Annotated in this window: 27 protein-coding genes and 1 tRNA gene; 9 read left to right on the top strand and 19 right to left on the bottom strand. The window is 57.1% G+C overall.

Annotated features, from left to right (window positions below; genetic code table 11):
* Positions 1 to 19: 19 nt before the first annotated feature.
* Positions 20 to 1,510 carry a sensor histidine kinase gene (locus ACVXZ4_RS04000; RefSeq protein WP_461796943.1) on the top strand — a complete coding sequence of 497 codons (1,491 nt, stop codon included), beginning with the start codon at positions 20 to 22 and terminating at the stop codon, positions 1,508 to 1,510.
* A gap of 144 nt (positions 1,511 to 1,654) precedes the next feature.
* Here ACVXZ4_RS04000 and ACVXZ4_RS04005 read toward each other — a convergent pair whose 3' ends face one another.
* Positions 1,655 to 1,903, bottom strand: a complete 249-nt coding sequence (locus ACVXZ4_RS04005; RefSeq protein ID WP_147784762.1) for a WhiB family transcriptional regulator — start codon at positions 1,901 to 1,903, stop codon at positions 1,655 to 1,657.
* 185 nt (positions 1,904 to 2,088) lie between these two features.
* Between ACVXZ4_RS04005 and ACVXZ4_RS04010 the strand changes: the two genes are divergently transcribed.
* On the top strand, positions 2,089 to 2,505 hold the full coding sequence (locus ACVXZ4_RS04010; protein WP_461796944.1) for a hypothetical protein: 417 nt from the start codon (positions 2,089 to 2,091) through the stop codon (positions 2,503 to 2,505).
* Positions 2,506 to 2,525: 20 nt separating this feature from the next.
* On the opposite strand, the gene bcp is transcribed toward ACVXZ4_RS04010, so the two are convergent.
* Entirely contained in the window at positions 2,526 to 3,005 is a 480-nt protein-coding gene (gene bcp / locus ACVXZ4_RS04015) for a thioredoxin-dependent thiol peroxidase (protein WP_461796945.1), read from the bottom strand.
* 134 nt (positions 3,006 to 3,139) lie between these two features.
* Between bcp and ACVXZ4_RS04020 the strand changes: the two genes are divergently transcribed.
* Positions 3,140 to 3,212: transfer RNA gene (locus ACVXZ4_RS04020), tRNA-Lys, on the top strand.
* An 89-nt stretch (positions 3,213 to 3,301) separates the two neighbouring features.
* Here the strand turns inward: ACVXZ4_RS04020 and ACVXZ4_RS04025 are convergent.
* Entirely contained in the window at positions 3,302 to 4,573 is a 1,272-nt protein-coding gene (locus ACVXZ4_RS04025; RefSeq protein ID WP_461796946.1) for a tyrosine-type recombinase/integrase, read from the bottom strand.
* A gap of 124 nt (positions 4,574 to 4,697) precedes the next feature.
* Positions 4,698 to 4,937 carry a helix-turn-helix transcriptional regulator gene (locus ACVXZ4_RS04030; protein ID WP_461796947.1) on the bottom strand — a complete coding sequence of 80 codons (240 nt, stop codon included), beginning with the start codon at positions 4,935 to 4,937 and terminating at the stop codon, positions 4,698 to 4,700.
* Positions 4,938 to 5,113: 176 nt separating this feature from the next.
* On the opposite strand from ACVXZ4_RS04030, the gene ACVXZ4_RS04035 reads away from it, so the two are divergent.
* Positions 5,114 to 5,632 carry a helix-turn-helix domain-containing protein gene (locus ACVXZ4_RS04035; RefSeq protein ID WP_461796948.1) on the top strand — a complete coding sequence of 173 codons (519 nt, stop codon included), beginning with the start codon at positions 5,114 to 5,116 and terminating at the stop codon, positions 5,630 to 5,632.
* Between the two features lie 66 nt (positions 5,633 to 5,698).
* On the opposite strand, the gene ACVXZ4_RS04040 is transcribed toward ACVXZ4_RS04035, so the two are convergent.
* Entirely contained in the window at positions 5,699 to 7,048 is a 1,350-nt protein-coding gene (locus tag ACVXZ4_RS04040; protein ID WP_461796949.1) for a hypothetical protein, read from the bottom strand.
* 178 nt (positions 7,049 to 7,226) lie between these two features.
* Between ACVXZ4_RS04040 and ACVXZ4_RS04045 the strand changes: the two genes are divergently transcribed.
* The 3 genes from ACVXZ4_RS04045 to ACVXZ4_RS04055 all read left to right on the top strand — a co-directional run bounded on the left by ACVXZ4_RS04045 (position 7,227) and on the right by ACVXZ4_RS04055 (position 8,839).
* The gene (locus tag ACVXZ4_RS04045) at positions 7,227 to 7,637 is read left to right on the top strand and encodes a hypothetical protein (RefSeq protein WP_461796950.1); all 411 of its coding nucleotides are present in this window, start codon (positions 7,227 to 7,229) and stop codon (positions 7,635 to 7,637) included.
* Positions 7,634 to 8,176 (top strand): hypothetical protein, encoded by a 543-nt coding sequence (locus tag ACVXZ4_RS04050; protein WP_461796951.1) that lies wholly within the window; start codon positions 7,634 to 7,636, stop codon positions 8,174 to 8,176. The genes ACVXZ4_RS04045 and ACVXZ4_RS04050 overlap by 4 nt, the downstream gene beginning before the upstream one ends.
* A 93-nt stretch (positions 8,177 to 8,269) precedes the next feature.
* Positions 8,270 to 8,839 (top strand): hypothetical protein, encoded by a 570-nt coding sequence (locus tag ACVXZ4_RS04055; RefSeq protein WP_461796952.1) that lies wholly within the window; start codon positions 8,270 to 8,272, stop codon positions 8,837 to 8,839.
* Here ACVXZ4_RS04055 and ACVXZ4_RS04060 read toward each other — a convergent pair.
* A complete protein-coding gene (locus ACVXZ4_RS04060) occupies positions 8,836 to 9,462 on the bottom strand; it encodes a hypothetical protein (RefSeq protein ID WP_461796953.1) in 627 nt (208 codons plus the stop codon). The genes ACVXZ4_RS04055 and ACVXZ4_RS04060 overlap by 4 nt on opposite strands.
* Before the next feature lie 154 nt (positions 9,463 to 9,616).
* Here ACVXZ4_RS04060 and ACVXZ4_RS04065 point away from each other — a divergent pair, with 154 nt between their 5' ends.
* Both ACVXZ4_RS04065 and ACVXZ4_RS04070 read left to right on the top strand, forming a co-directional pair.
* On the top strand, positions 9,617 to 10,291 hold the full coding sequence (locus ACVXZ4_RS04065) for a recombinase family protein (RefSeq protein ID WP_461796954.1): 675 nt from the start codon (positions 9,617 to 9,619) through the stop codon (positions 10,289 to 10,291).
* A gap of 62 nt (positions 10,292 to 10,353) precedes the next feature.
* A complete protein-coding gene (locus ACVXZ4_RS04070; RefSeq protein ID WP_461796955.1) occupies positions 10,354 to 11,001 on the top strand; it encodes a hypothetical protein in 648 nt (215 codons plus the stop codon).
* A gap of 60 nt (positions 11,002 to 11,061) precedes the next feature.
* On the opposite strand, the gene ACVXZ4_RS04075 is transcribed toward ACVXZ4_RS04070, so the two are convergent.
* The 13 genes from ACVXZ4_RS04075 to ACVXZ4_RS04135 form a co-directional block, all read right to left on the bottom strand.
* Positions 11,062 to 13,602: a hypothetical protein gene (locus tag ACVXZ4_RS04075; protein ID WP_461796956.1), complete on the bottom strand. Its 2,541-nt coding sequence runs from the start codon at positions 13,600 to 13,602 to the stop codon at positions 11,062 to 11,064.
* A 55-nt stretch (positions 13,603 to 13,657) separates the two neighbouring features.
* A complete protein-coding gene (locus ACVXZ4_RS04080) occupies positions 13,658 to 14,392 on the bottom strand; it encodes a hypothetical protein (RefSeq protein ID WP_461796957.1) in 735 nt (244 codons plus the stop codon).
* A gap of 11 nt (positions 14,393 to 14,403) precedes the next feature.
* A complete protein-coding gene (locus ACVXZ4_RS04085; RefSeq protein WP_461796958.1) occupies positions 14,404 to 15,522 on the bottom strand; it encodes a hypothetical protein in 1,119 nt (372 codons plus the stop codon).
* Between the two features lie 128 nt (positions 15,523 to 15,650).
* A complete protein-coding gene (locus ACVXZ4_RS04090; protein ID WP_461796959.1) occupies positions 15,651 to 16,583 on the bottom strand; it encodes a hypothetical protein in 933 nt (310 codons plus the stop codon).
* The gene (locus tag ACVXZ4_RS04095) at positions 16,583 to 17,203 is read right to left on the bottom strand and encodes a hypothetical protein (RefSeq protein ID WP_461796960.1); all 621 of its coding nucleotides are present in this window, start codon (positions 17,201 to 17,203) and stop codon (positions 16,583 to 16,585) included. Before ACVXZ4_RS04095 ends, ACVXZ4_RS04090 begins: the two co-directional genes overlap by 1 nt.
* Positions 17,200 to 19,245, bottom strand: coding sequence for an FtsK/SpoIIIE domain-containing protein (locus ACVXZ4_RS04100; protein WP_461796961.1), 2,046 nt, complete (start codon positions 19,243 to 19,245; stop codon positions 17,200 to 17,202). Before ACVXZ4_RS04100 ends, ACVXZ4_RS04095 begins: the two co-directional genes overlap by 4 nt.
* Complete coding sequence (locus ACVXZ4_RS04105; RefSeq protein ID WP_461796962.1) at positions 19,245 to 20,033, bottom strand: hypothetical protein; 789 nt, start codon at positions 20,031 to 20,033, stop codon at positions 19,245 to 19,247. The genes ACVXZ4_RS04100 and ACVXZ4_RS04105 overlap by 1 nt, the downstream gene beginning before the upstream one ends.
* Entirely contained in the window at positions 20,030 to 20,155 is a 126-nt protein-coding gene (locus tag ACVXZ4_RS04110; protein WP_461796963.1) for a hypothetical protein, read from the bottom strand. The genes ACVXZ4_RS04105 and ACVXZ4_RS04110 overlap by 4 nt, the downstream gene beginning before the upstream one ends.
* Positions 20,152 to 20,514: a hypothetical protein gene (locus ACVXZ4_RS04115; RefSeq protein ID WP_461796964.1), complete on the bottom strand. Its 363-nt coding sequence runs from the start codon at positions 20,512 to 20,514 to the stop codon at positions 20,152 to 20,154. The genes ACVXZ4_RS04110 and ACVXZ4_RS04115 overlap by 4 nt, the downstream gene beginning before the upstream one ends.
* Positions 20,511 to 20,843: a hypothetical protein gene (locus ACVXZ4_RS04120; RefSeq protein ID WP_461796965.1), complete on the bottom strand. Its 333-nt coding sequence runs from the start codon at positions 20,841 to 20,843 to the stop codon at positions 20,511 to 20,513. Before ACVXZ4_RS04120 ends, ACVXZ4_RS04115 begins: the two co-directional genes overlap by 4 nt.
* Complete coding sequence (locus ACVXZ4_RS04125) at positions 20,843 to 21,085, bottom strand: hypothetical protein (protein ID WP_461796966.1); 243 nt, start codon at positions 21,083 to 21,085, stop codon at positions 20,843 to 20,845. Before ACVXZ4_RS04125 ends, ACVXZ4_RS04120 begins: the two co-directional genes overlap by 1 nt.
* A complete protein-coding gene (locus ACVXZ4_RS04130; RefSeq protein ID WP_461796967.1) occupies positions 21,085 to 21,249 on the bottom strand; it encodes a hypothetical protein in 165 nt (54 codons plus the stop codon). Before ACVXZ4_RS04130 ends, ACVXZ4_RS04125 begins: the two co-directional genes overlap by 1 nt.
* Positions 21,250 to 21,617: 368 nt before the next feature.
* Positions 21,618 to 23,171, bottom strand: a complete 1,554-nt coding sequence (locus ACVXZ4_RS04135; protein WP_461796968.1) for a replication initiation protein — start codon at positions 23,169 to 23,171, stop codon at positions 21,618 to 21,620.
* Positions 23,172 to 23,821 lie beyond the last annotated feature (650 nt).

The following is a 23,821-nucleotide window of genomic DNA, read 5'->3' on the forward strand; positions in this document are numbered from 1 at the left end:
CGCGCCTAAACTGGGGCTCGTGTCGACGCTCTCAGACCTCGTTCTCGCCCAGGGTCGTTCCGACGACGCCGATGTGGAGTGGCTCCACCTCCTCGTCGGTGACTGGCAGTTGCTCGCCGACCTCGCTTTCGCCGACATCGTGTTGTGGGTTCCCACCCACGACGACGACTTCGTGGCGGTGGCCCACGCGCGCCCCTCGAGTTCGGCAACGCTCTTCTACCGCGACTTCGTCGGCCAGGCGATCAAGCCCGAGTGGAAGGGGCAGGTGACGCAGGCGTTCCGTTCCGCGCAGATCGTGGACTCCGCCGCTCCCGACTGGTACGAGGAGACCCCCACCCGCGTTCGGGCGGTGCCGGTGCTCCGACGACTGTCGGTGACGGGATCGCAGACCACGGAGCATCCGATCGCCGTGATCACCCGCCACACCAACCTGAGCGAAGCGCGCACGCCCAGCCGCCAGGAGCTCACCTTCAACGAGTGCGCGAACGACCTCTTCGCCATGATCTGCGCGGGGGATTTCCCCGATCTCGGCGCACCGACCGGTCCGCGTCGGGGCGCTCCGCGGGCAAACGACGGCCTGCTGCGACTGGATGTCGACGGCATCGTCACTTTCGCGAGCCCTAACGGACTTTCGGCCTTCAACCGCATGGGCTTCGCCGGCGAACTCGAGGCCGAGTCGCTCGCAGAGGTCACCACCACCCTGCTCAGCGGCAAGCTCGTGGTCGATGAGTCGCTGCCCCTTGTCGTCACAGGTCGCGCGCCCTGGCGCACGGATATCGAAGCCAAAGGCGTGACGGTATCGCTGCGCGCCATCCCGATCCGTGATCGCGGTGAGCGCGTCGGTGCGATCGTGCTGTGCCGGGATGTCACGGAGCTGCGTCACCAGGAGCGCGAGCTGATCACGAAGGATGCGACCATCCGCGAGATCCACCATCGGGTGAAGAACAATCTGCAGACCGTGGCTTCCCTGCTTCGGATCCAAGCCAGGAGGTCCCACTCGGACGAGGCGCGCGATTCGCTCAACCAGGCGATGCGCCGGGTCGCCGCCATCGCGGTCGTCCATGACACGCTGAGCGAAGGCCTCAACCAGAATGTCGATTTCGACGTGGTCTTCGACCGGGTGCTCAAGCTCATCGCGGAGGTGGCGTCGACGCACAACACGAAGGCGCATCCCACCTTCACCGGAAGCTTCGGTGCGCTGCCGAGCGAATACGCTACGCCGCTCTCACTCGCGCTCACCGAACTCGTGACGAATGCGGTCGAGCACGGGCTCGCCGGTCGCGAGGGCAACGTGGAGATCATTGCCGACCGCAGCGAGGAGACGCTTACGGTGCAGGTGCGCGACAACGGCGGCGGCCTGCCAGAGGGCAAGGTCGGCTCCGGGCTCGGCACCCAGATCGTGCGCACCCTGATTCAGGGTGAGCTCGGTGGCACGATCGACTGGCACACGATGGTGGGCAGCGGCACAGAGGTGACCATCGAGATTCCGCTGGCCTGGCTCACGAAGTAGCCGTCACCGCCGCCGGTCGAGACCCGTTCGAGAAACCTGCCGGTCGAGTAGGGCGCCAAGCGCCCGTGTCGAGACCCGTTCGAGAAACCTGCCGGTCGAGTAGGGCGCCAAGCGCCCGTGTCGAGACCCGTTTGGGGGGAAGCGCTAGGAGGCGCGGCGAGCGCGAGCAGCGCGGCGCTTGAGGGCGCGACGCTCGTCTTCGCTGAGTCCGCCCCAGACGCCGGAATCCTGGCTGGTCTCGAGCGCGTACTGGAGGCACATCTCGGTGACGCTGCAGCGGGCGCAAACGGCCTTCGCCTTGTCGATCTGGTCGACAGCCGGACCGGTGTTCCCGACGGGGAAGAAGAGTTCGGGGTCGGCCGTGAGGCATGCGGCTTTGTCGCGCCAGTCCATCTGGGGGTGCTCCTTTTGTTGCGAACGCAGGGCCATAGAGCCCTGAGCAGGGTCGTAGACCCAAGCTTGGGGAAAGGTTTCCGGGGGTTTTGGTGGATGCTCACGGCCCTGTGAGTGCAAATCAACCTCACATAGAATCTCATACTGGTTGTAGCAAATCAATAGTCGGACGGGGTTCCACAGCTATGAGTGAACCGAGAGTCTCGCGCCGACCGGCGCTCCTGCTCCTATTGGTGTTCCTGCTGGCACTCGAATGCGCGGCACTCGTGGCGGTCGCCTGCTACCTCGTCGTGGAGCTCCTCGTGGCACGTCCCGACTCCGTCGCGACGGCGATCGCCCTGCTACTTCTCGACGTCATCGCGGCGGTCTGGTTGGGCACGATGGCGGTGCACGCCCTGCGCGGTCGCTCCTGGATTCGCAGCGGCGCGATCACCTGGCAGGTGCTTCAGATCGCCGTGGGGATCGGTAGCTTCCAGGCCCCGTTCTCCCGCCCGGACATCGGTTGGCTGCTCATCCTGCCGGCCGCCGGGGTGATCATCCTGCTCTTCACGCCGCCGGTGATCGCCGCGACCCGTCGCCGTGACGAGGCACCGGGGGAGTAGCCGCGGTACAAGCCGCGGTACTAAGCGTCGATGCCCAGCTTCTTGCGAAGCGACGCGACGTGACCGGTGGCCTTGACGTTGTAGAGCGGCAGCGTGATGAGGCCATTCTCGTCTACGGCGAAGGTGGAGCGGATCGTGCCGGTGACGGTTTTGCCGTACAGCGACTTCTCGCCGTAGGCGCCGTAGGCGTTGTGCACGGCAAGGTCCGGGTCGCTCAGCAGCGGGAAATTGAGACCCTGCTCCGTCTGGAATTTCTTGAGGGCCGGTGCGGCATCCTTCGATACACCCAGCACCGTATAGCCGGCCGACTTGAGCGAGTTGATGTTGTCGCGGAAGTCGCAGGCTTCGGTCGTGCATCCGGGAGTGGATGCTGCGGGGTAGAAGTACACAATGACTTTGTCGCCGGCATAATCCTTGAGTGAGACGGCCGATCCATCCTGGTCGGTGAGGGTGAATGCGGGGGCGGTCTGGCCGGCCTCGAGCCTGGTTGATGTCGTCACTCTGTGCTCCTTCGACTGCACTGGTTTCTGTGCACAATCCTACGGATCCGCCGCCCGTCGAAGACGGTTCGCGACACCTCGCCGGCGATGCTAATGTTGTCCCTTGGTTCTCCCGTTCGTCGCGAGCGCCGAACGCACCTCTAGCTCAATTGGCAGAGCAACTGACTCTTAATCAGTGGGTTCCCGGTTCAAGTCCGGGGGGGTGCACAGCAAAAAACCCCGGAAAATCAACACTTTCCGGGGTTATTTTTTGCCTTGGTTTTGCGGTCATCCGACCTTCGCACCAAGTTATTGCCCTAGCTGCTTCGGTCGGGCATGATTTCGGCGAACGAGGCTTGAGCGATTGCCGCTATCTCGGGCGACGTGCGCCTGACTTCGCGCGTGATGTAGTGCCTATTTGCAACTGCGATGGTGTTGCCCATTGCCTGAGCAGAACTTTTACCGCCATCCTTTCGGTGGTGATTAACCTCGTTTGCGAGAAGTTTTCGGAAACTGTGCGGTGACACGCCCTGTGGAATGTCTGCTCTCTTAGCAAGCACTCGGAGCGTTCGCCGAATGTTCGAGGCAGCGACAACAGCGCCGGTCCTCGTCGAGAAAACCAGAGCATCAGGAGATTTCGACAAGACCCGAGCGAGTTGCTCAGATAGGGCAGCGACGACGAAAGCGGGTGTATCGATTTCACGGTACTCACCAGCCGCCTGCGCCTCTTTCAGACCGGGCACCCGTATCTCTAACCAACCTGCCTTCGTTTCACCCGGAACGATGTGCCCTGACACGCGCACGATAGGTGCGTCGCCGAACATCCAGTTGAGGTCACCACGAGTGAGCGCGAGTGCCTCGCCAATGCGGATACCGAGTCCAGCGATAGTGTCGAGGAGCGGGAGCAGATAGTCCGAATGACGCGGCTGGTTCAACACCGAATCCCGCAACCGTCCGTACTGCTCGATAGTGATTGGGCGAGCTGCCTGTTTGACCCGATTTTTTGGGAGCTTGGGGAGTGGGACGTTTGTCATCGGCGAGGTCGAGCGGATGTCCATAGTTGACACAACGTCATCGAAAATCATTCGCAGAATCATGTGGGCTGTTTTCACGTAGCTCGTGCGGCTCCAGACCCCGGTATCCTCGTTTTTGACGGCTACCCGTTGATTGAGAAATGTCCGTAGGTGCAGCGGAGTGACGATTGATAAATCCAATCCGCCGATGATTTCATCCTCGGCAATAAGCGTAACGACGCGGGAGTATTGGATAACGCTCGCCGTGGATAACTCTGGCGCATCGAGAGAGCCGCTACCAAGCGACGAGCCTCGCGTCTGAAGGACTTCTAACCACTCAGCGCAGTACTCGGCGAGCGTGATGCCTGAAACTTGCCGCGCCGACGACACAACAACCGGTGGCGCAATTTCTCGGTCAGCCTTATAGCGCACGATTTTGGCTCGGAGATTAGCCTCAGCGGCAGTTTTGGTAATCCCAACTGCATCTATTTGTTCACTCGGGGTACCGTCAGCGGTTCCGATTGAGCACCGGGCACGCCAATAGATTTTTGACGCGCACCCGTCGAGCCTAGACACGACGCCGGGACTCTGGGCAGCCCCCGGATTAGCGCAGTCCTTATGGTGGTGATGTGGTTGGCAGAGAGTGCGGGGGGTTTCAAGCCGAGAGCTAATGTTGCTCGTCTCAAACTCTCGCAACCCGCTACGCGACACGGCGCTGCCTATCTAGCCATGCCTCGACATCTGACACAAGGAAACGCACACTGGTGCCCGCGAATTTGTAAACAGGCGGGGAGGTGCGGGCGCTAACCATGTTGTAGACGGTGCCCACTGCAAGACCGGTGATTGCCGAAAGCTGTTTCACATCGATGTATTCGCGCTCCATCATGAGGCGCTCGCTTGGTCGCAATCTCGATTTGCTCAGTCGTTCTTTTACTGCCATTTTTTCTCTGCTTTCTGACCTCCGATGTATTCGGTGTTGTGGTCGATCTCGGCTCAATTGCCAAACGGATCGCAAATGTAGCTCACTAAAAACGCATTGTCAATAGTCGGTTATAGTTTGACAAGGTGGATTTCTGCACTAGTTTGGAACTATCGACTCACTATCTAGGAGCATTCATGGCTCGCGCCTCCATCCCGTTCACCGACACTGAGCGCGTAATCGCGGAGAACATCCGTCAGCTCCGTGAACAGCGCCGTATGTCGCAGTCGGATCTCGCGGAGGCGATGAGTGGCGGTTGGACGGCTACGACGGTGTCGAAGATCGAAACTATCAATGGCGCAAACACCCGCCACTTGAATGCCGATGAGATGGTGAGGCTCGCCAAGATCCTTTCGGTGAAACTCGATGATCTAACGCAGCCGAACGTCGCTGGTAGCTCAGAATTTGTGAGTGCTATGCGTGCTGGGGAGGCATTCAACGAGGCGCTATTCGCGGCTGTTACGGCTGCGAATGATGCCATCCAGTACTCGGACGAGTTTCTAGCGGCTCAGGATCTGGTCTCGAAAGATGAACTTGAGGCGCTCGACCCACCGCTTCGAAGTGCCTACGAAGAATTGTTCACTTATTTCAACGGCGAAATGCTCGGCGCTCTGTCACGAGTGCCCAAGGCGATGAGCGACTCTGCCGCTGGTTAGCAAAGAAGCCCGCCACCTAAGCAGCGGGCTTCCTCTATTCATTCGCGGCAGGCAACGCGAAATTCTTTAGCCAGTCACCATCGGCAACGGTACGACAGGTGACGCTGGGGTAGCAGGAGTGGTGGGACCAGCGGCAGGCGGGGTCACGACTGGTGGGGTAACCACGGGCGGGGTTACCGGCGTTGTCGGTACTGCGGTCACTGTAATGACCACAGGCGTGAGTGCCGACTTTGCACCATCAGATGACTGGCTGAGCACCATCCCGACCGTGAAAACACCTGCCGAGGTGGGAGTCCAGACAAATGCGCCGCCGCCGTCAATGGTCGCTCCGGGTGGCAGCGTACTGAATACAACCGAATCAGGCTTGCAGATGTCACCGTTTGAAATCGTGCAGCCAGCACTGACGGTCGGGAGATCTAGGGTGATGGAATCGCCGATGCTGTGGGGGTAGTTCTGTGGGGCGGGGGTGATGACCGGGGCGGCTGGAGGTGCGAGATCACCAGCGACGATGCCACCGGGAGACACAGCACTCGTTACCTTGGATTCGCTGTTCGACAGCGTGAATGCAAACGCGAAGCGCCCTGTCTGAGTAGCGGTGTAAGTAATCGTTTGGTTTGGCGAAACCACCGCGCCTGTAGGGGTGCTCTTGACTGAAACGCCATCCGCATCAGCCGGTGCACCGCTCGCGTCGGTCACACCTGCAATGAGCATCTGGGGGCTGATAGTGAGCTGGTCGCCGACTTTCATTGAAAACTCCTTTTTCGCAGGAATCAGTTCAGAGGCGGGGATGACATACAACCAAGCCGGGCGGAAAGTTTGGTAGAAGAGGTTGGACGTGCCGCTCGAAGCGGTCATCGTAGGTACGCCGTAGGTCGAGCGGACATTCGTCGTGGTGTTGTAGCTCAACGGTGCGGTCGTCGGAATCTTCATCGAGGTCGAGCAGGAAAACTCTACGATTCCGGAATTCGCGGCGAAACTCGCGGGCTGGTTGCAGCTCAAAGCAGACCAATTGGCTGATTCGAGCTTCGCATACGGGTTAAAGAAAATGGATTGGATCGGCGTCGCTGCTGGGTTGTTGAAGACCCACCAAGCCACATCGCTGTTGAGCTTCACGTCTGTGGTGAGAGTAATGGTTTGACCGACGTGGAAACGGATGGGATCTGGTTGGTAAGACACTGTTTGACCGTTGTAGGTATAGGTATCGGGACCAGTTTGATTTCTCGTCTCGCTGTATGAAGCGATCACTCCGCTGTTATCCGTGATGGTGGAGCTTGTCTGCCATGCGACGGTGCTGGTGATCGGCGGCAGAGGTTCGGCGGCGCTAGCCGCAGCGCTACCCCCGATCAGCCCTCCGATGCTGAGTGCTGTCACTGTGATTGCCGCAATGACGCGGCGGTGGGTTTTATTGATGATCATGATGTCGCCTTTCGTTTTGTATCCTCGGTGCCCTCTTTCTGTCGTGGGATTTCGTGGAGCATTTCTTAAGATTCATTTTACGGTAAATTGCAATTTCATAAATCAAAACTGCACATTAGGCTAAAATAATTAGATAACGTCTACAAACCGTAGGGAGCGAATCGAGAGGATTTACAAAATGACAGTTAAAGAGGACACCACCAACCCCGCGACGACTCGCGATCAAATTAGGCAATTAGAGATCGGTATCCTCCGCGATGAGCTGCTAGCTGAAATCAGCGATGAACCCGAGCGACTAATCCGTAAATCCAATACCCTACGAGCAGCCCGAGACCATGGTGTGACACTCGCTATGCTTGCCGAATGGGTTGACCGTCATACGGCAGCTAGTCAGATCTACCCCTTTTTCCACTCAGCTACCGCCCGAGTTGTGGATCGCGTCCCTCGTGGCTACGTCACCCGCTCTGCTCTTGCTCGTGAGCTGGGGGTGGGGCGCTCGATTATTGATCATCGGATCACCAATGGGGAAATCACGGATGAGATTTTGAGGCGCTCGGATTCGGCGAGTTTCGTGAGGATCACCAAATGAGCGCGGCAATGTCAGTGAAGAAGCTCGTCGCGAATGCGTTGGCGGCACGGCACGATGCCGATCTTCCAAAAGATGCGACTATGACGGAGCCACTAAGGAATGCCCTCGCCACCCTCACCAGCTCCCGAGACCTCCGTGCGGAGCTGGGGCGGATCGACGAGGAGACCATCGCGTTTGCTCGGTCGCAACGTGCCCGGTGGGATGAAATAGCACTCGTAACAGGGACGACAATCAGTAGCGCCCGAAAAAGGTGGGGAAACGCGCCCAGCTCGGTCGAGGCTCGTCTGTCTCACGCGAAAGCCCACGGTGACGGTGAGGTTGGCTTGAGTATGAAAGATGCTGCGGAGGTTCTTGGAGCCACGATCCCATCTCTTCATAATTGGATCAACGACGCAATAACCGTGACCGGTCAAAAATCGGTCCGCGTAGAGCGCTTATTCAATGGCGCGAGCGTCGCTTTCACCGCTCAAAATGAGCCACTGGGCACCCACAGGCGGCAATGGCGAATAACTGAGATTTCAAACCACGGGCAGAAATAATAAGTTTTTCAACTTTCTCTATTTTACGGAAATAATGCCGTAAAATTATAAGTACAGTATCCACAGAATGCTGTACATACGGGGAGAAAGAAATTGAAAGGCACAATCGGATCAACATCCACCATCATCGGCATCATCTGCCTATTCATCGCCATCCCGCAGCTCGTGCAAACCGGCGCACCGGCAGCTTGGGATAGTAATGTTCGGGGTGACATCGCAAACGTACGGACCGTCGAGAGTGCAGAATTCCTATCGGGACATGGCTACGTAACGGACCTCGGCGCACCCACACCATCGGGCTTCAGCGTCAAACTCTCGGCAGGCAGCGAGTCACAGATCATCGCGACAAGCGCTACCTACGTAATGGTCTCTCGCTCGAATTCCGGCAACATTTTCATTTCCACCGCTGATGCCACAACGACTCTCGCTACCCCGACTGCGCCCGTCACCGCTGCCGACCTCGGCACGCTCCCCATTGACTCCGCGCTCGTATTACCAGCGGTCAATCGCTACATCGCCGAAAACGCGCCATCGCCCGCGACTCCAGGTGACGGGGCGAAAACGACTGAGCTGATTTTGAAATCGCTCAAAGCCCAAGCGCTTGGTACTCTCTCGACCGTTTCCAATTTCTTTTTCGGCAGCACGGGGGCTTCGGGAGCCTAAACTTTCGGCTTCGGTTCTCTCAGGACTTTAACCAGTGCTTTCACCTCAGCGCTTTGACGCGCTAAATCGGCTATCTTCGCCTCCGCCTCCGCGATCTCGGCGTCTTTCCGATCAGTGACATGGGCATTCAGCGCGGCAATTCGAGCCTCATGATTCCTCAGCAGAGTGCGGAGGCTTTTCGCGAGACGAGCATTTTGCGCATTGCTTTCACGAAGCTCGGCGACCTGGGCTTTCGCTGCCTCGATTTCGGCTGCTACCGATGCCTCGGCTGCATCCACCTCTGTGATCCGGGACCTGAGACCGTCCAGCTCGCGGGTGAGGGCATACGATTCACGCTGTGCCTCGGGTACGGTAAGCCGCGAGACTCTCGCAGTGACATACTCACCACCCGATGACGTGGTGTAGCCCCGTTTCGTACTCACCCCGGTTTCGGTCAGAAGACCAGCCGCGATGAGCGAAGAAATTGGGTAAGTGCGATGCTTCGGGAACGGCACTTCGTAATTTGCACCCGCAGCGATTAAGCGCTCGACGACTTTCGGATCGCTAAATTTGCCGTCTGCGAATTTCGTGAGTTCTTTCGCCTCTTTGTAGGTGAGGATTCTAGAAGTATCGAGCTTTGCCATAAAACTATTGTAAATGACGTGTCAATAGTGCAATTCGCTTCGCACCATCGAGTTATAGATCATTATAGGCAGCAATTTCGCAAACGATCACCCCGTCAAAACACGACCGTGATCTGACAGATTTCACATCGCTCTGCTTCCTAGTCGAATGGCAATGTCAGAACTCCCTGCCATTATCTATCCCTCACTGATCGGTGGGATTGGAACTTTTGACAGGAATGAGGCACCAATGCTGCTCGGTTATGCGAGGACAAGTACAGCACTTCAGGAAATCTCCATCACTGCGCAAGAGGCAGAGCTGCGACGGCTGGGGTGCGAGCAGGTTTTCATCGATCAGGGTTTCTCGGGCGGTAAATTCGCGAATCGACCAGCATTCACCAAAATGGTTTCGGAGGTCGCCCGAGCTGGGGACACCATCGTGGTCACGAAATTGGATCGCCTCGCACGAAATACGCGAGGTGTCCTCGATCTAGTGGAGGAATTGAGCGCGCGGGGAATCGCACTCAAAAGCGGCGACGGCATCGACACCTCATCCGACAGCCCGGTCGGGAAGATGATGCTCACGCTCATGGCGGCATTCGCCGAGATGGAGCGCTCGCTCATTCGGATGCGGACGAAGGAGGCACTAGCAGCTAAATTCCCCACTGGTCGCCCTCGCGGATTGCAGGGCGGTCGCCCCGCTGCCATCAAAGACGCGAAGCAGCACGCGGCGATCCGTACTATGTATGACAGCGGGCAGACGGCGAAATCCATTTCGGAGAGCATTCGTGTGTCCGAATCAACGGTATGGCGGAGCCTGCAAAAGACGACCTCGCCAGTAAAAGTTTAGTTTGTAGTGTTTCTACACATTTTGACCCTCTGACTGGTAGAATTTGTCAATAGGGGGATTTTATGAACAAGAACATCAAGCTCGTCACCGCAACCGCCAGCATCGCTCTCGCGGTGTCTCTCGCGCTTGCGGGTTGCACCGGAGCGCCTGCGACCAACACCAGCCCCAAGCCCTCCGCAACCTCTTCGACTGCGCCCAGTGCATCGCCTAGCGCGAGTGCTGCGCCCAAGCCCGGAGTGAACCCGGCTGACCTCAAGGCGGGAGACGTTGTGGACAACAGCACAGCTAAGGACATCAACACTTCCGATGACCGAACCATTCACGCCTACAAGCTCCCGAATGGTTCCTACGCGGTCGTGAAGACCGCTGAGCCGCTTCCCGCTGCTGTCGCTGCTGACGTGGTTGCCAAGGCTGATGCTGCGCCGAACGTCACTTCGGGGACCGATTCGCAGCCTAACGTCACGACCGCTCACGGGCTTCAGGGTTCTATCGGGTACGCCACCGGTAAGAGCGTCGCTGTGATTCAGTACGGTATCGTCACCACCTACACGGGTGAGACCTACAACGGCTGGATCGGTATCTCTTCGCTCTACAACGGCAAGAACCCGGCACCGCGTGGAACCTCAGAGGCGGCTGTGGAGGCAAAGGTCCGAGCCGACATCGCTGGTCAGCCGAACCCCGATTCATGGCTCGTAGTGGTCAACCACTAATTCGGAAACAACAAACCCCCTCGTGCGTAGGCGAGGGAGTTTGTTGTTTAATCTCTCCGATTATCCACAGCTAGCACTGGTTCCGTTGGAGCTAGAGTCCGTCGTCGTCCATGACCCGCTGGTTCCAGAACCATTCGAGGCATTGATGCTGAAGGTAATACTTGTCCATGCGTAGCCGGGGTTACCTGATGTACAGGACTTATTGAAAGAGGGAGAACCGCTAGACCCCGAACTTGTGGTATCCGTTCCATCATTCCAATGTCCAACCATTTTGCCAAAGTAGCTAGTTGCATAACTGACGGGACTACAACTCCAGCTTGCGTTCGCGATGTTCTTCTTTCCGGGAGCGGTTTGGAAAGTATCGCCACAGCCAGCGCTTGGGGTGGCGGGTTTTGGTGGCGGTGGTGCGAGCCACGAAACGGTCCGGCTACCGCCCGTCTCACCAGACGATGCGTAGTTTCCGATGCACTGACCGTAGGCGTAGTACGTTCGTGAAGTCGGACCGGCGAAGCTTTGATAGGTATCGAGCCCGCCGCGCGTCCATGCGGGGGTAGTGCCGTTGCAGCCATTCACCGACAGCCCGTAGACGTGGACCGTTGCGCCCGAGGACGCGGTGGTTGCGCTGCTGGCTACGGTGATCGAGGTCGGGGCGCTCACCGGTCTGACGAAATGACCGGTGGAATCCGAGGACCACGGAGAGAGCTCGGTTTGGCTATTGGTGGGAGCGCCCACGAAACGATTTGTGCATCGCTGATCGACGCGGGCGAATGATTGCTCCCCTTCACCGATAGTCGGATAGCTGAAATTCAAAGCTGTCTGCGCCGTAGCGGAGCCTATTGCTGAGCCGGTCGAATCACCGCTGCCGGTATTCGCTGCGGCTCGAAATTCTGCGGTGCTACCTGCTGCGCACGCGGAAGCGCTCCATGAAAAACTCGCCTCATTGATGTCGGTTATGGTCGGGGGAATGGCGGTCGTCGAATAGGTGTAATTCGCAGGGGTCGGGTTCGGCGAAAAATTGCCACTGCTTGTCGAGGCGAAAACTTGATAGGTATCCGGCAAGCCCGGTGTGATGCTATTTCCCGACTTAGTGATGTTCGTCGTCGAGGTCGGAGATCCGGGAATCCCAGTGAAAGCCATCGACGGATAAAGCCACGCAGGAGCCGAATGAGCACCATCTCGTGCGCCATCAGGCTCCGAAATTAGGTCAAGGGGTTGCAGGGTGTATTCGGCGGCGTGGGTGAGAGATGCGGGCGAATAGCTCACTGAATACCTAGTGCTCGGGTCGGAGCTTGCGGGTGACCATGTGAGCGATTGGGTGGACTGATCGCCGGGGGCAGCGGCTATTGAGAGGTCGGTGACATTAGGTAGAGGGAGTATGAAGTTCGCCGATGTGTCAACAGATTGACCATCAGTATCATTACAGCGAGCCGAGATTTGGGCACGGTAATTATCCCCATTCCAAACCTCGGCGGGACCCGAGAAAGACGTAATTTCCGCGAAATTGAATAGCGTTTCACCGGAAGTCTGATGACCGGTTTTGGTGTTTGTGAGCAGCCATTGATAGGTAGGCGTCTGGCTCGCTGGACAATCGAGGGGCGGATCTCCGGGCGCAACCGGGGGAGTAGTGACAACCGGCGTCCACTGGATTCGGATGCCCTCGCGAACGTGACCAACATAAACGCCATCCGTTTTTGAGCGCATCATCGCGACCGTCTTGATCGGATTTGGTACCCACCGATTCTGCGCGGCACCGGGGTCGACAACGTTGCTGTTATTGCCGATGAGTTCGGTCACGGCATCTGTTGTCGTGCCCTTGAAAACGGCGGCAGTTTTGCCGCTGATCGGCATGATCGCGGTGAGATGCGCCTCGACAATTTTGGGAGTCTCACGGAGCATCTCGCTATTGGTATAGAAGGTGTTGACTGCTGTGGGAACACCAGTACTCGGATCTATAGGTCCGCTAACAGCCCGGAATTCGGTCATTGCGGCAACCTGTGCGGGGTCCGTGGAATTCGGATCGATGCCGTCAGTTTGGCTGGTTGCCTGATTTGAATTCGGGACGGATGCGGCGACTTTGGCGAAAGTGGTGACGATGCCGTTGTTGTACTGGAGGGAAACTCCGGCGATGTTCGTGTAGCGGAAAACGGAGGCGATTGAGACGGCGGCGACTGCTGTTTGCTGCTGAGTGCTGGTGATGGTCCCGGTGCAAATTCCGGTTTTAGGATCGGTGGAATCGTCTGTGAAAACGGTCACGTCGTGCTTCAGAGCCATAAGTGTGGAGTCGCCGAGCGAGGTGCGGATCTTGCTCGATGCGGGCGCGAGATACCAATGAGATGTCCGGCATTTATAGACTGGGTTGGAGTCGGTGAAGGTCGCGTCTTTGAGGAATTTCTGCTGCACGATGGTGACTGAAGTGTCGTCCTGAGGACTAATTGCCGAGGCGTACGACAGCTCCGTAATAAATGCTCGGTTGGCGATACGAAGTTCGGATTGCGCATTGTTTTCGGCTTGGATTTTGACGCCACCGGTGATGAGCACGAACATCAATCCGCCGAGGGCGGTGAAAAGAAGCGCGCTAATGAGCTGGCTGACGATCACCATTACGGACGATTCGCCCTCATCTTGTCGAAGAATTGCTTGAATTCGCTGATTCATCTCAACACCACGCCGTCTCGAATGGCTGGCATTCCGTTTGCGTCGAGGTGAGAGCAGCCGAGGCATTCACATCGAATTGCGATGCGAGGTTTTTCGGTACCGTACTGATGGCGCTGTCGCTCGATTTGGTGTCATTGGTGGTGTCACGGGTAGCGGTATACGCGAGTGAGCCAGCCACCTGATAGCTGGCGGTTTTGTTCTCAGGAACGGCAAAAACGGCGGTTCGAGAACCACTTTTTGGGTCCGTCGAGATGGTGACTGGGTTGTAAGCCTTCCCGGCTGAATCGGTGATGGAAATGCTCGACGAGGAGGGGTCTGGGGTAGCGGTGTACGAATAGGTAATCGTGGTCGCGAACTTGAGATCGAATTTGTCCTTGAATTCGACGACGAGCCAATCTTTGCCCCCGCTCGCGCACCCCAGGCTCTTGAAATACGCGCTCTCATGCAGCGAAATAGCATCGTTGAAAACCCCCTGCTGCCCCGTCCTACCGGTCCCAATTGATCGAGTAACAGGCTGCGCTGAACCGGTCTGAATCGGAATTGTGCCGCCCGCCGCGACGGTTTGTGGGCACGTCGCGACGGGGGAAGCGGAGGGGGTGGGTGAGCTGTTCGAGGTCGATGGAACCGCGCTTTGCGTATAGGTAGGGGCGGGATTTGGTGAGACCAGGGTGACGAACCCGAGCACGAGGGCGGGCATCGCGAAAATTGCGGCTACCCCGGTGGAGAATGTTTTCATTGAAATCGGCATTATTGCGTCGCCGTAACCGTGCAGGTTTGTACGGGCTGGATTGCGCACCCTGGCGGGGTCGAACTGCCATCACTAGCCCCGCCACCGTTTCCACCGGGTAGCTGAACCGCAACGGTGAAATTGTCCGCTCCTGTGGCTTCCTCTACGGTTGAATCTGGACCGTTGTTGCCCATACGGGTGTAGTTGAAATCCGATGAATAGCTCGTCTGCTGATTGGCGGTTGCGTTTACAGTTCCCGTGCACACGGCATCGAAACGATCGCCGATGCCTTTAACACCGGTTGGCAAGGTGCCGCCACAGTCAAGCGGAACGATGCTGCCCATGCCATCAGAGAGGCTGATGGAATTAACCGACCAATTTTCGGGGAATGTAGAGCCGACAACGACTGAAGAATTTTGACGGACGATCACGCTCAGCGACGCTTCGTGATCGAGAATCGATAGCTGATTTCCAGCAAGTACGGTTACATCAAATTGTGCAACCGTTGGATTGATTTTATTCGCGACCGAATAGAGAACCGTTCCAGTGGAATTATCACAAACCGTCAGCGTGCGTGAGGTGCTAAAACCGTTGATTTTGGAAACCGGCACGGGAATCGGTGCATTAGCGAGACATGCTGCTAGGGCGCCGGGGATGCTAGTAGTAACCGGAGCGGTGAAGGTCGCGACATCCGACGCAGCGAGGCAGGTCGGGATTTGAATTTTCGTTATGTCGGAGCTGGTGGTGGCGGAGAGCGAGGATCGATAGAAAGTTTTGGTCGATTTCGAGGTTGCCTTTGAGAGATACGCCTCGCCGCTCGGACAGGTCAATAACGTCTGATCTCTCACCTGTCCAGCAAGGGTAAATTTCACTTGAGAATCCGGGTTTGTCTGAAGATCCGCGACCGTAGTCGCGTATTTACCAGCGGAGGCAAGCTGAGCCTCCTGCGCGTATGCAATGTTGGCGAGGTCTCCCGTCGCATTGTTGTCGCGAGCGTTATTAATTAGTCCCGGCGCGGTCACCAATCCGGCTGCGATGAGGATCGCGGATACCGCAATCGTGATGGTCTGCATGATTGAGTTCTCGGCGGTATCAATTCGGGCAAATACCTCGAACGGACGGCGTATTTTTTCGTACATTTTTCTCCTTGGATTGTGTGGGAATTACCTCCTGTAAATTGGTGATGAATTCTTAATACTATTTTCTCACGACTTTCACACAATTTAGCGATTATCGAGATTTATAGCGTATTTACAATTGCGGCAAATTAGACGAATTCGACGACGGCACCGATCAGGTTTGAACTAGCTATTAGGTTCGTGAAATTCGCGCTCACCCGAACGCATCCGTGGCTACCCGCCGAGACGATGTTCGACGCATGAATAGCAGTGAGAGCAGCCGAACCGTCGAAAGTGGCGAGCGTCGGTGAGTGTGCGCTAGTCAAATTGATCGGCTGCCCCATCGTGTCCGTCGCTGCGGGATTGATGTAACTGACGGCGAGGTAACCGAGCGCGCCGCTAGCAGTCGGCATGTCACCCGGCACGCCCATGACTGCGGAATCGGTTGCAATCACGCTGCCGACCCGCGCGACGATGGACACCGCGCTCATCTTCGTATCCACCACAATTTTCTTGGCGATGCTCTGCACCAGCACGTCTGCTGCCCTGATGTATCCAAACGATGTTGCCGGTGCCTCATGCCCCCGCCCGTTCGGCGTACTCGTCCGTGAGGGTGTGCCCACCAGCAGCCAGCCCCCAAAATGCCCAAAGACGGCGACTTTCGTCACATGCGCTGTATCCGTTACAGCCGGTGTGGTCAGAGGGGAGGCTGCGAGATGTCCGATGGGGATCGCTGCGGAATTGATTTCGCCGTACACGGGGGTATCGCGGCTGATGGTCGCCGTCTCCCAGGTGGAGACCGGGGTAACGGATACACCAGCGATGAGGAGCTGCGGATTGACAGCGTCGTACCAAATCAGGGGGCTGGCGCTCGTCTCTGCCGCCGTTGTGCTCGGCATGTTGGGGTAAGTAGGGGCGCTCGACGAGGGAGCCGGTGAGGGAGCTGGCGATGACGCGGTTGGGGCAGCAGCATCGTGAATCGGGATGATTATTTGCTGCGGTTGGAGGGCGAAAGCCCCGGCTGTGACGGTCATCGCGAGGGCAATGCTGGCAGCAATTGTGGTGCAGCGGCGGGTAGCCATTAATTGATCCACATCTGGATGCCGCGCTGAGGATCATTGTCAACCGTGAGCTGCTCTGTCACCGTGACCGCGTGCCCGTTAGCATCAGTCATCTCGAATGCGACGGAGTAAATGTGTCCCGCATCAGCGCCAAAAATCCAGCCGCGATGAGGGTCTCCGACACGGGGTTTTGATGCGTCAAATTTGTAGTCCTGCTCGGCGAATACATCGACCGTGCCTGAGGAGAGATCTGTGACCAGCGCGCGCGAAATAGGCGTGGAAATCGGATTTCCATCTGCATCCCACGAGACCACACTGACCGATACCTGACAGCCCGTGAGCGAGTACACGACACGGAAATTGGCGGCTGCGGCACTATCGATGGAGACATCCTCGGTGTGGATCGCGACCACGTCAGAGGAATTGGGGTCGGTACACAAGTCGTAAACCACTGCTGATTTTTCATTCACGACGGCAATAGCGCCGAATGCCGATCCGGCTCCAGCGGCTACGAGAGCGACCGCGATTACTGCGGCGATGATGCCTCGGCGGAAAGTCGGACGGTTGGTGCGGGGTATCTCTACGGTTTCAGCGCTCGTGGCGCTCAGCTCGGTATCGCGTGGGGTGATTTTTTGTTTCATGGTGCTGTTCCTTTCGTGGTCGGCGGGGTGCCGGATGGTTTGGTGAAAATGTGTGGGGCTGGGGTGGCTGGAACCGGTGCGGCAGCAGTAGCAACGGTGGGACCGCTCGGGAGCGAAGCGGGTTGCGGACTGCTCTGGAAGCGGCTATCCCAAATGTTGTAAACCGCCTGATTCGGCATGGGGAGCACGATGCGACCGTTTGCCTGCGGTTTGACGTAGGTCGGCGTTCCGCTGAACTGCCTGTCCCACTCCTCCAGCTGGTCATCAGAAGTGAACGGGAAACGGACCCGGACCGGTTTGGCGTAACCCTCGACTCGCATAAATCCGATACCAGCGGTTTTGTAATCGTTTCCGGGATTCGCGGGTTCGATGAGGTGCGCGGTTGCTCCCTCGGCGGTGGCGTTGGTTCCTAAAACAATGTCGGTTTCGCTAGCGCTCTCGGTGCGGAGGGCTATGCGCATCCCGAAGAACATTCGGCTCTGTCCGATCATTTCTTTTTGTGGCGCTTGAGCTGCGGCGATGACGATGTTTCCGTCCGAGCGTCCCTGACTGAGGATGACGTTCAAATTTGCCATTGTCGATTTCGCGCGCTTCGGGTCCGGGTCGAGCACAGACAGCGCGGACAGTTCATCGATGAAAATGATGCGGAGGGGCGTCGCCGTCGAAATCTGGAACGAACGACCGGAGTTCGCCTGACGAGCCTTCAGATCAACAACTAACCTCTCCAGGAGCGGTGCCCAATCATCCGCATCGACGGCGATTTCTTTGAAGAGATTCGGCGAGATCTTGGTCTCTGAATTCTTCGGATCGATGGCATAAATCTCGACCAAACCCGCCTGCATCGCGGGTAATAGAGGTGCAACAACGCTCCAGAGAACCGAGCCTTTTCCCGACCCGGTTTGCCCGATGATGAGCGTGTGAAACAGGGTAAACCAGATTGGCTCCCCATCCTCGGAGAGGGCGACAGCGAACTTCTTCCACGATTCCTCGACGGAGGCGGGATTTGGATAGCGGGCGAGGAAATCACCGATGCTGAATTTATCGCTCGCGATACGGTCTACAAACGCGGTCAGGCGAGCCTGCCCTGTCGCGATGTCGTCATCTATTTGCCATGAACCGCCGAGCGCAGCGGAGAGGTCGCGTAGGGTCTTCTCTCGCTTTTCGCGGTCGGCTGCTTCTTTCGGCAGGCGGTTCACAAATACATGGGAGATGCGCCCTTTTCCGAGCTGACCATCGAAGACCCAATCAGCGTAGACATCCACATCCCACGGCTGGCATTTGAGGAGCGCGGCGAAACGGTCCCGAATGCCCTCGTCATAAAGGGTGAGGCGTCCGACGAATGCTTGCTCTCCTGAGCGGCGGAGGAGACGGCGACCGGATTTCTGCGCGAGCTGGTCAATTTTGAGAGCATCGGCTCCGCGCTTGAGCGTCCATCGCTCTCCGTCGAAAAATTGCGGACGATGCGCGGCTGGTCCAAACCGGACATCGACTTCTCCGCTCGAAATCGCATCGAAACCATAGACTGCGATTTCTCTACTGGGAAAATGTGAACTGAAAAACTTTGCGAGTGCTGCGCGGTCCTCGACCATTCGGGCATCGATGGGGAGGTTCATGCTTTTGCTCGGGGCGACCGGGGCTGTTTCGAGTACAAAGCCCTCATAGGCGTCGAGGAGGGATTCCTGCTGCGCCATTTTGCTGGTTTTCGGGGTCCACACCACGACGGTGAGGTCGGCTTTTTCGATGAAAAATGGCTCAAACTCGGAGTCGGTAATTTTTCTGATTCTGCCGATTACATCTCCCGATACACCGGTACCGGGTTTCGATAGCTGGAACCCGCCGTTGGTGGTGGTGGCGTAGCGACCACGGAGCAGGCGAAAGTCATTATTTTTTATGCCGATGGCGCGAGCGATCACGCTGAGGCGGTAATCGCGCGTCTTATCGAAACTCGGCAGCGCGTTACCAACGAGCGCGACCGTCTGCCCGACGCTGGAATTTCCGACAGCCTTTTTTGCCATCCCAATACCGAAGTCAATCAACCCCATCAGCTATCACCATCCGCAAAGAACGAATCGTAATCATCGACGGTGGATGAGAGCGGCTGGCTGGTGCTCGGCGTATACAGCCCGAGCACCATTTCACCCGCCGAATAGGAAAATACCGACCAACCGACGCGCTCCAGCAGCTCATCCACCAGATGCCGGGCGCGGCTGAATTTCTCGGCGAGCACAGCCGGGATAGGCGAAATAATAATCGTGGTGGTCATCGAGCCGACGACGCCGGTGCCCTCCCACGAGGTTGTCGGGATTCCCATTAGACCGAATTGCGAGACCACAAATTCGCGAGCCTCAAGCGAAGCGTCATCTGCTCCGGCGAGAACGCGCCGATTTAGAAGGAGCGCCTCGATGGCGAAAATGTATCCCGCGACTATGAGCGAGCCGAGCGCGATTCCGGTCGATGAATTACCGGCGATCCATGTGCTGACGGCGGCGAGAGCCACTCCGACTATTGGCATCCAAATCGATTTGAGAATGCCGACTTGCTCGCGGTGGAACTCACGCAATCCCCACGGTCGCCGAGCTACGCCCAGCCACGGCGCGAGAAAAATCAAAATCGGGATGAGGATGATGTTGACGAGCGACGCCATCACCACATTCCCGGCACGAACCGTCGAATAGGCAATCGATGCAGCTCCGAGAAAAAGAACAATCGCGCGTGCGAGGGTTCCAATCGCGAAGGCTTTCTGCCCAAGTGGGTGGGCTTTTGCTTTTGCGGCAATCGCCTTGATTGGCGCGAGAGCCTCAGGGTCTGTACTAAATGGATCGAAGCTCACCGTGCACCACCTGCCTGCACAGTGGCGCCGAGACGCTCCGCATCGGCTTGCGCATCGAGAATCGCCTCCAGCTCAATGAGAGAACGGAGCTGGGCTTCTGGGATGGATTCAGCGAGCATCATGCTGCCACCTCATCGAAGAGGGTGAAGAGGGCGTGGAGCTGCTCGGTGGGCCGAGCTGCTAGCTCAGCCTCAAACGGGCTGACGATAACCGCTGACTCGACTGCGGGGCGGATCTCCGGTGCGGTGATTTCGAGGATCACTGAGCGCCCGATGGAATTACCGATTTGACGAGCAGCAATCGAGATGTCTATGAACGCCGCCTTCGGGATGGCTTGAAAAAGGATTTGCCATGCGGCTGGCGAGATTCCAGCGGCGATTAGCGGCTCACGGATTGCCGTGAGGAGCGAGAGCCGGTTGGCGGTGCGTACGCCGGAAGTCGTGACTGTGCCGAGGGTGACGGGGAGGACTAAGACGCTCATCGTGCCTCACCGCCAATGCGGAAAGATTCGGCGAACGAGAGGAATTCGCTGGTGCTGCTGACACACCCGTTCGGGAATTCGGTGCGGAATGCGTGCGTGAGCAAATTCATCTCGAAGTCGTCGGCGTTGAGTCCGTTGTTTGTCAGAGTTTCAATGAAGCGCAGGCGGAGAGCCACAAATTTTGCACTCGATTCGACGAGGGCTCGGTCCTCAGCATCATCAGCAAAGTGAAAACCGTGGGCGATCAGAAACGCCTCAGCGGCGGCTGGATTGACCTCATAGAGCTGATTTACCAGAGATTCGATTTCTGAGGCGGCTCGATTGATCATTATTTGCCACCGTCAATCGGTGAGCCATTCGGACCAACGAGGGTGCCGTTGAAAGTGCCAGAAAATTCGGTGGTAATCGACGCGGGCTGATTCGCGGCGTTGATTTGATTGGAGATGAAAACACCGGCTGCGATAGCGACGGCGATCCAAATAGCAATGACGATTGCGAGCAGAATGCGGTTGATCGGTTTGCTGACCGCGACGTAACGCTGAGCGGCTGGCGAGAGAGATGTGGTCGTCATTATGCTGCCACCGCCTGTGTGCCGATGTAGCGGTTTGCTCCCACATGGCGCTTGTGCTGAGCGGCGAGGTCACGGCGACGAGCGCGATCGAACTTCGGGTTGTAGCTGGTGTGTGGCTCATCGGCTAGAAATGCTGCAAGCTTGGTTTCGAATAGATTTTCCATTCTGGTTATCTCCTAATCATGATGTGCAATGTGCGTTTTGCTCATAGCATAATTATCGCATTAATACAAGAACGATCTATCAAAAAGTGTAGAAATGCTATAAATTATTCAATTTAACGTTTAGAGATAAATCTACAGAAACAAGCGCGCATTCGATTTGCCAAAATCGCGCAACCCCAATCCTCACATTTACCCGTACCCTCTCCTCATCGTGAGGGCAGAGGGAGCCCTGAAGCACATCTATCTAGAAGGAGGTGTACCTACCCAAATCAGGGTATCCCTCAGGGCGGAGTCACTCAGCGCTCTTCATGCTCCCTAAGGGAATCCCATCTGCAACCAGATAGCAGCCAAATGGCGGGATAAAGAAGCTAGGAAATTAGGGCATCGAAATTGCGCGATTTTCTCGATGATTGGGTCTGTGGGGGTTGGGAAATGATGGCGAGGTATTCGAGGGGCATAGTTGTACGCCACGCTTTTGCTGCACGAATCGCTCTGGCGGATGACCTCATGGTGGAGTAGCCGAGGACTTCGCCAATCTCCGTCGCGGTCATTCCCGCATCGCTCATCAATAGCGCCTGAACGTACTTGAGCCGGGAGGCTATGACGTGAGGGGCGAGAGCGGCTCGGGCAGCTTGTAGACGGGCGAATCCCGATGCGGAGAATTCGTCACGCTCCCATACCCATTTGGCGGTTGAACGTGCGATGGCGGCTAATTCGGAGGCGGGGAGACCAGCACCGGGAAACTGCTCGTCATTGAATGCGAAAGTGGTCGCGAGCACTGCTTCATACCACCGGTCAAAGTCGTCATCCCGATAGTGACGGCGATTCCGATACGCCCACTCCCTCACAAGAACATGGAGTAAATCATTGCGCCCGCCTGTTTCAGCAAGCTTCTCCTGCACCCTGACGGACCTGACAGGCACTATCTCATCGACGTACGCATTCAGCTCAGCGAGGCTGTAACGGTGATTGGTGCCCCAGAAAGTCAGGTGATTCTGGTGCATCGGATTGCGCATCGTCGTGCCGTGATAGGCGCGGTCTCCACGGAGTCGGATCGTCATTTTCTCGCGGATGTCCTTTAGCCATGCGAGTGGTTTCTCAGTGCCCGCTGCGCACTCGATAAACCATCCGACATGTGCATGACCGGATGCTCGATTGACGACGGTGAACGACGGCTCAGGGAGTGATTCATCCTCCTCGACGAGTGCTTTGAGGGTCCACAACGGTTGCTCATCGTCGAGGTCAATGACGATGAGGTTGCGGAGCGATGATGGTTGAATCTCGATGTGGATGTGGGTTAGCGCGTTCTCGCGGGTCATGTTGTTCAGTCCGAGGTTTTCGAAGTCATTGCTCGCGAGCGGTCGGCGGGGAATCCACCACTCGATGAATTGCTCAGGCGTAAGACGGTCTGTCGAAGTAGCGGCTGGGGTGCTGATGCGAGCGATGTCGTCAAGCTGGCGCTTCGTACGTAGTAAAGGCTCAGCTGGAACAATGTCGTCCACAAATAGCGGTTGCTCCATAGCGAAGCCAGCATCGAGCAGGAGCTGTAGGTCATCGAGGGTAAGCCGCGCGAGCGTGGCGGCAGCGGTGGCTCGTGCGGCTCTGACATCCGAAGTGGTCAAGCTCAGAGCAACGGCGAGGTCGAAGTCGGTAGCTCGGGGAGTTGCGGCTGCGAACGCCGTAACGGTTGCCTCTGCCGGGGTGAGGAAGGACGCGAGTGCTTCGAATAAGGATGTGGCTGGAGAAGATGATTCTGCCAGGTCAATTGCCGAAGCATCTTGCCGTGTGCGCTTTCCGGCAAAGGTCTCGGAGAGGTTTCTCCGGGGTGGTGCGTCTTGCCCTCTAGCCTCAGGTCGCTTGGGCGATGTGCGCTTATTTTGCCCAACCTCGTGAAGGTCGTCGAGGGGAGTGATAATTCCCAACAGTCTGGATCTTTTCACCGAGTGATTAGCTCGATAAAGATAGTTTATCAAATAATGAGAGTAATTCCTACATTTTGATACAATTAGTATTACGTAGAATGAACGTCTGGTTCAAATTTATGGGCTGATTACCCATCAAGGCGGGGTTATAAACTAGCCCCGCCTTTTCTTTAATTAGATTGTTCTTTCTATCAAAGTGTCAGTGAAATTTGTTACTCTTATGATTGCAACCGGAGTTAACTCCTTGACCCCCGTTGCTCTCTGTGTGATTCAAAGAACGCCCCGTCATAGAACTGTTGCCGGGGCGTTCTTCACACCCAGCCCAAATCGCCGGGTCAGCCGATGTGTGCCCTCACCCCCGGCGCGTACCCGTCATACGACACCAAATCCCATTCGGTCACCGTACTTACTTATCCCTGTTCCCGTAATTACGCAGCAGGCACACCTTGCAAATCGCGATGCCACAGTTTTCGTTGCCACTCCGCCGCTCTTCCCAGCCGCTTTGGCAGCAAGACTTTCGAATTCTGTCCCCGAGTTTTCACGCAGCGATTTATCCAGAATCCCAGCGAATGCCTCAATGATTTGAGACCTGATTGCTGCGAGTGGATGGCGGGTTCGTTCGCCTACGAGCTGACTTAGTTGACACGGCT

Source organism: Lacisediminihabitans sp. FW035 (genome assembly GCF_054880895.1).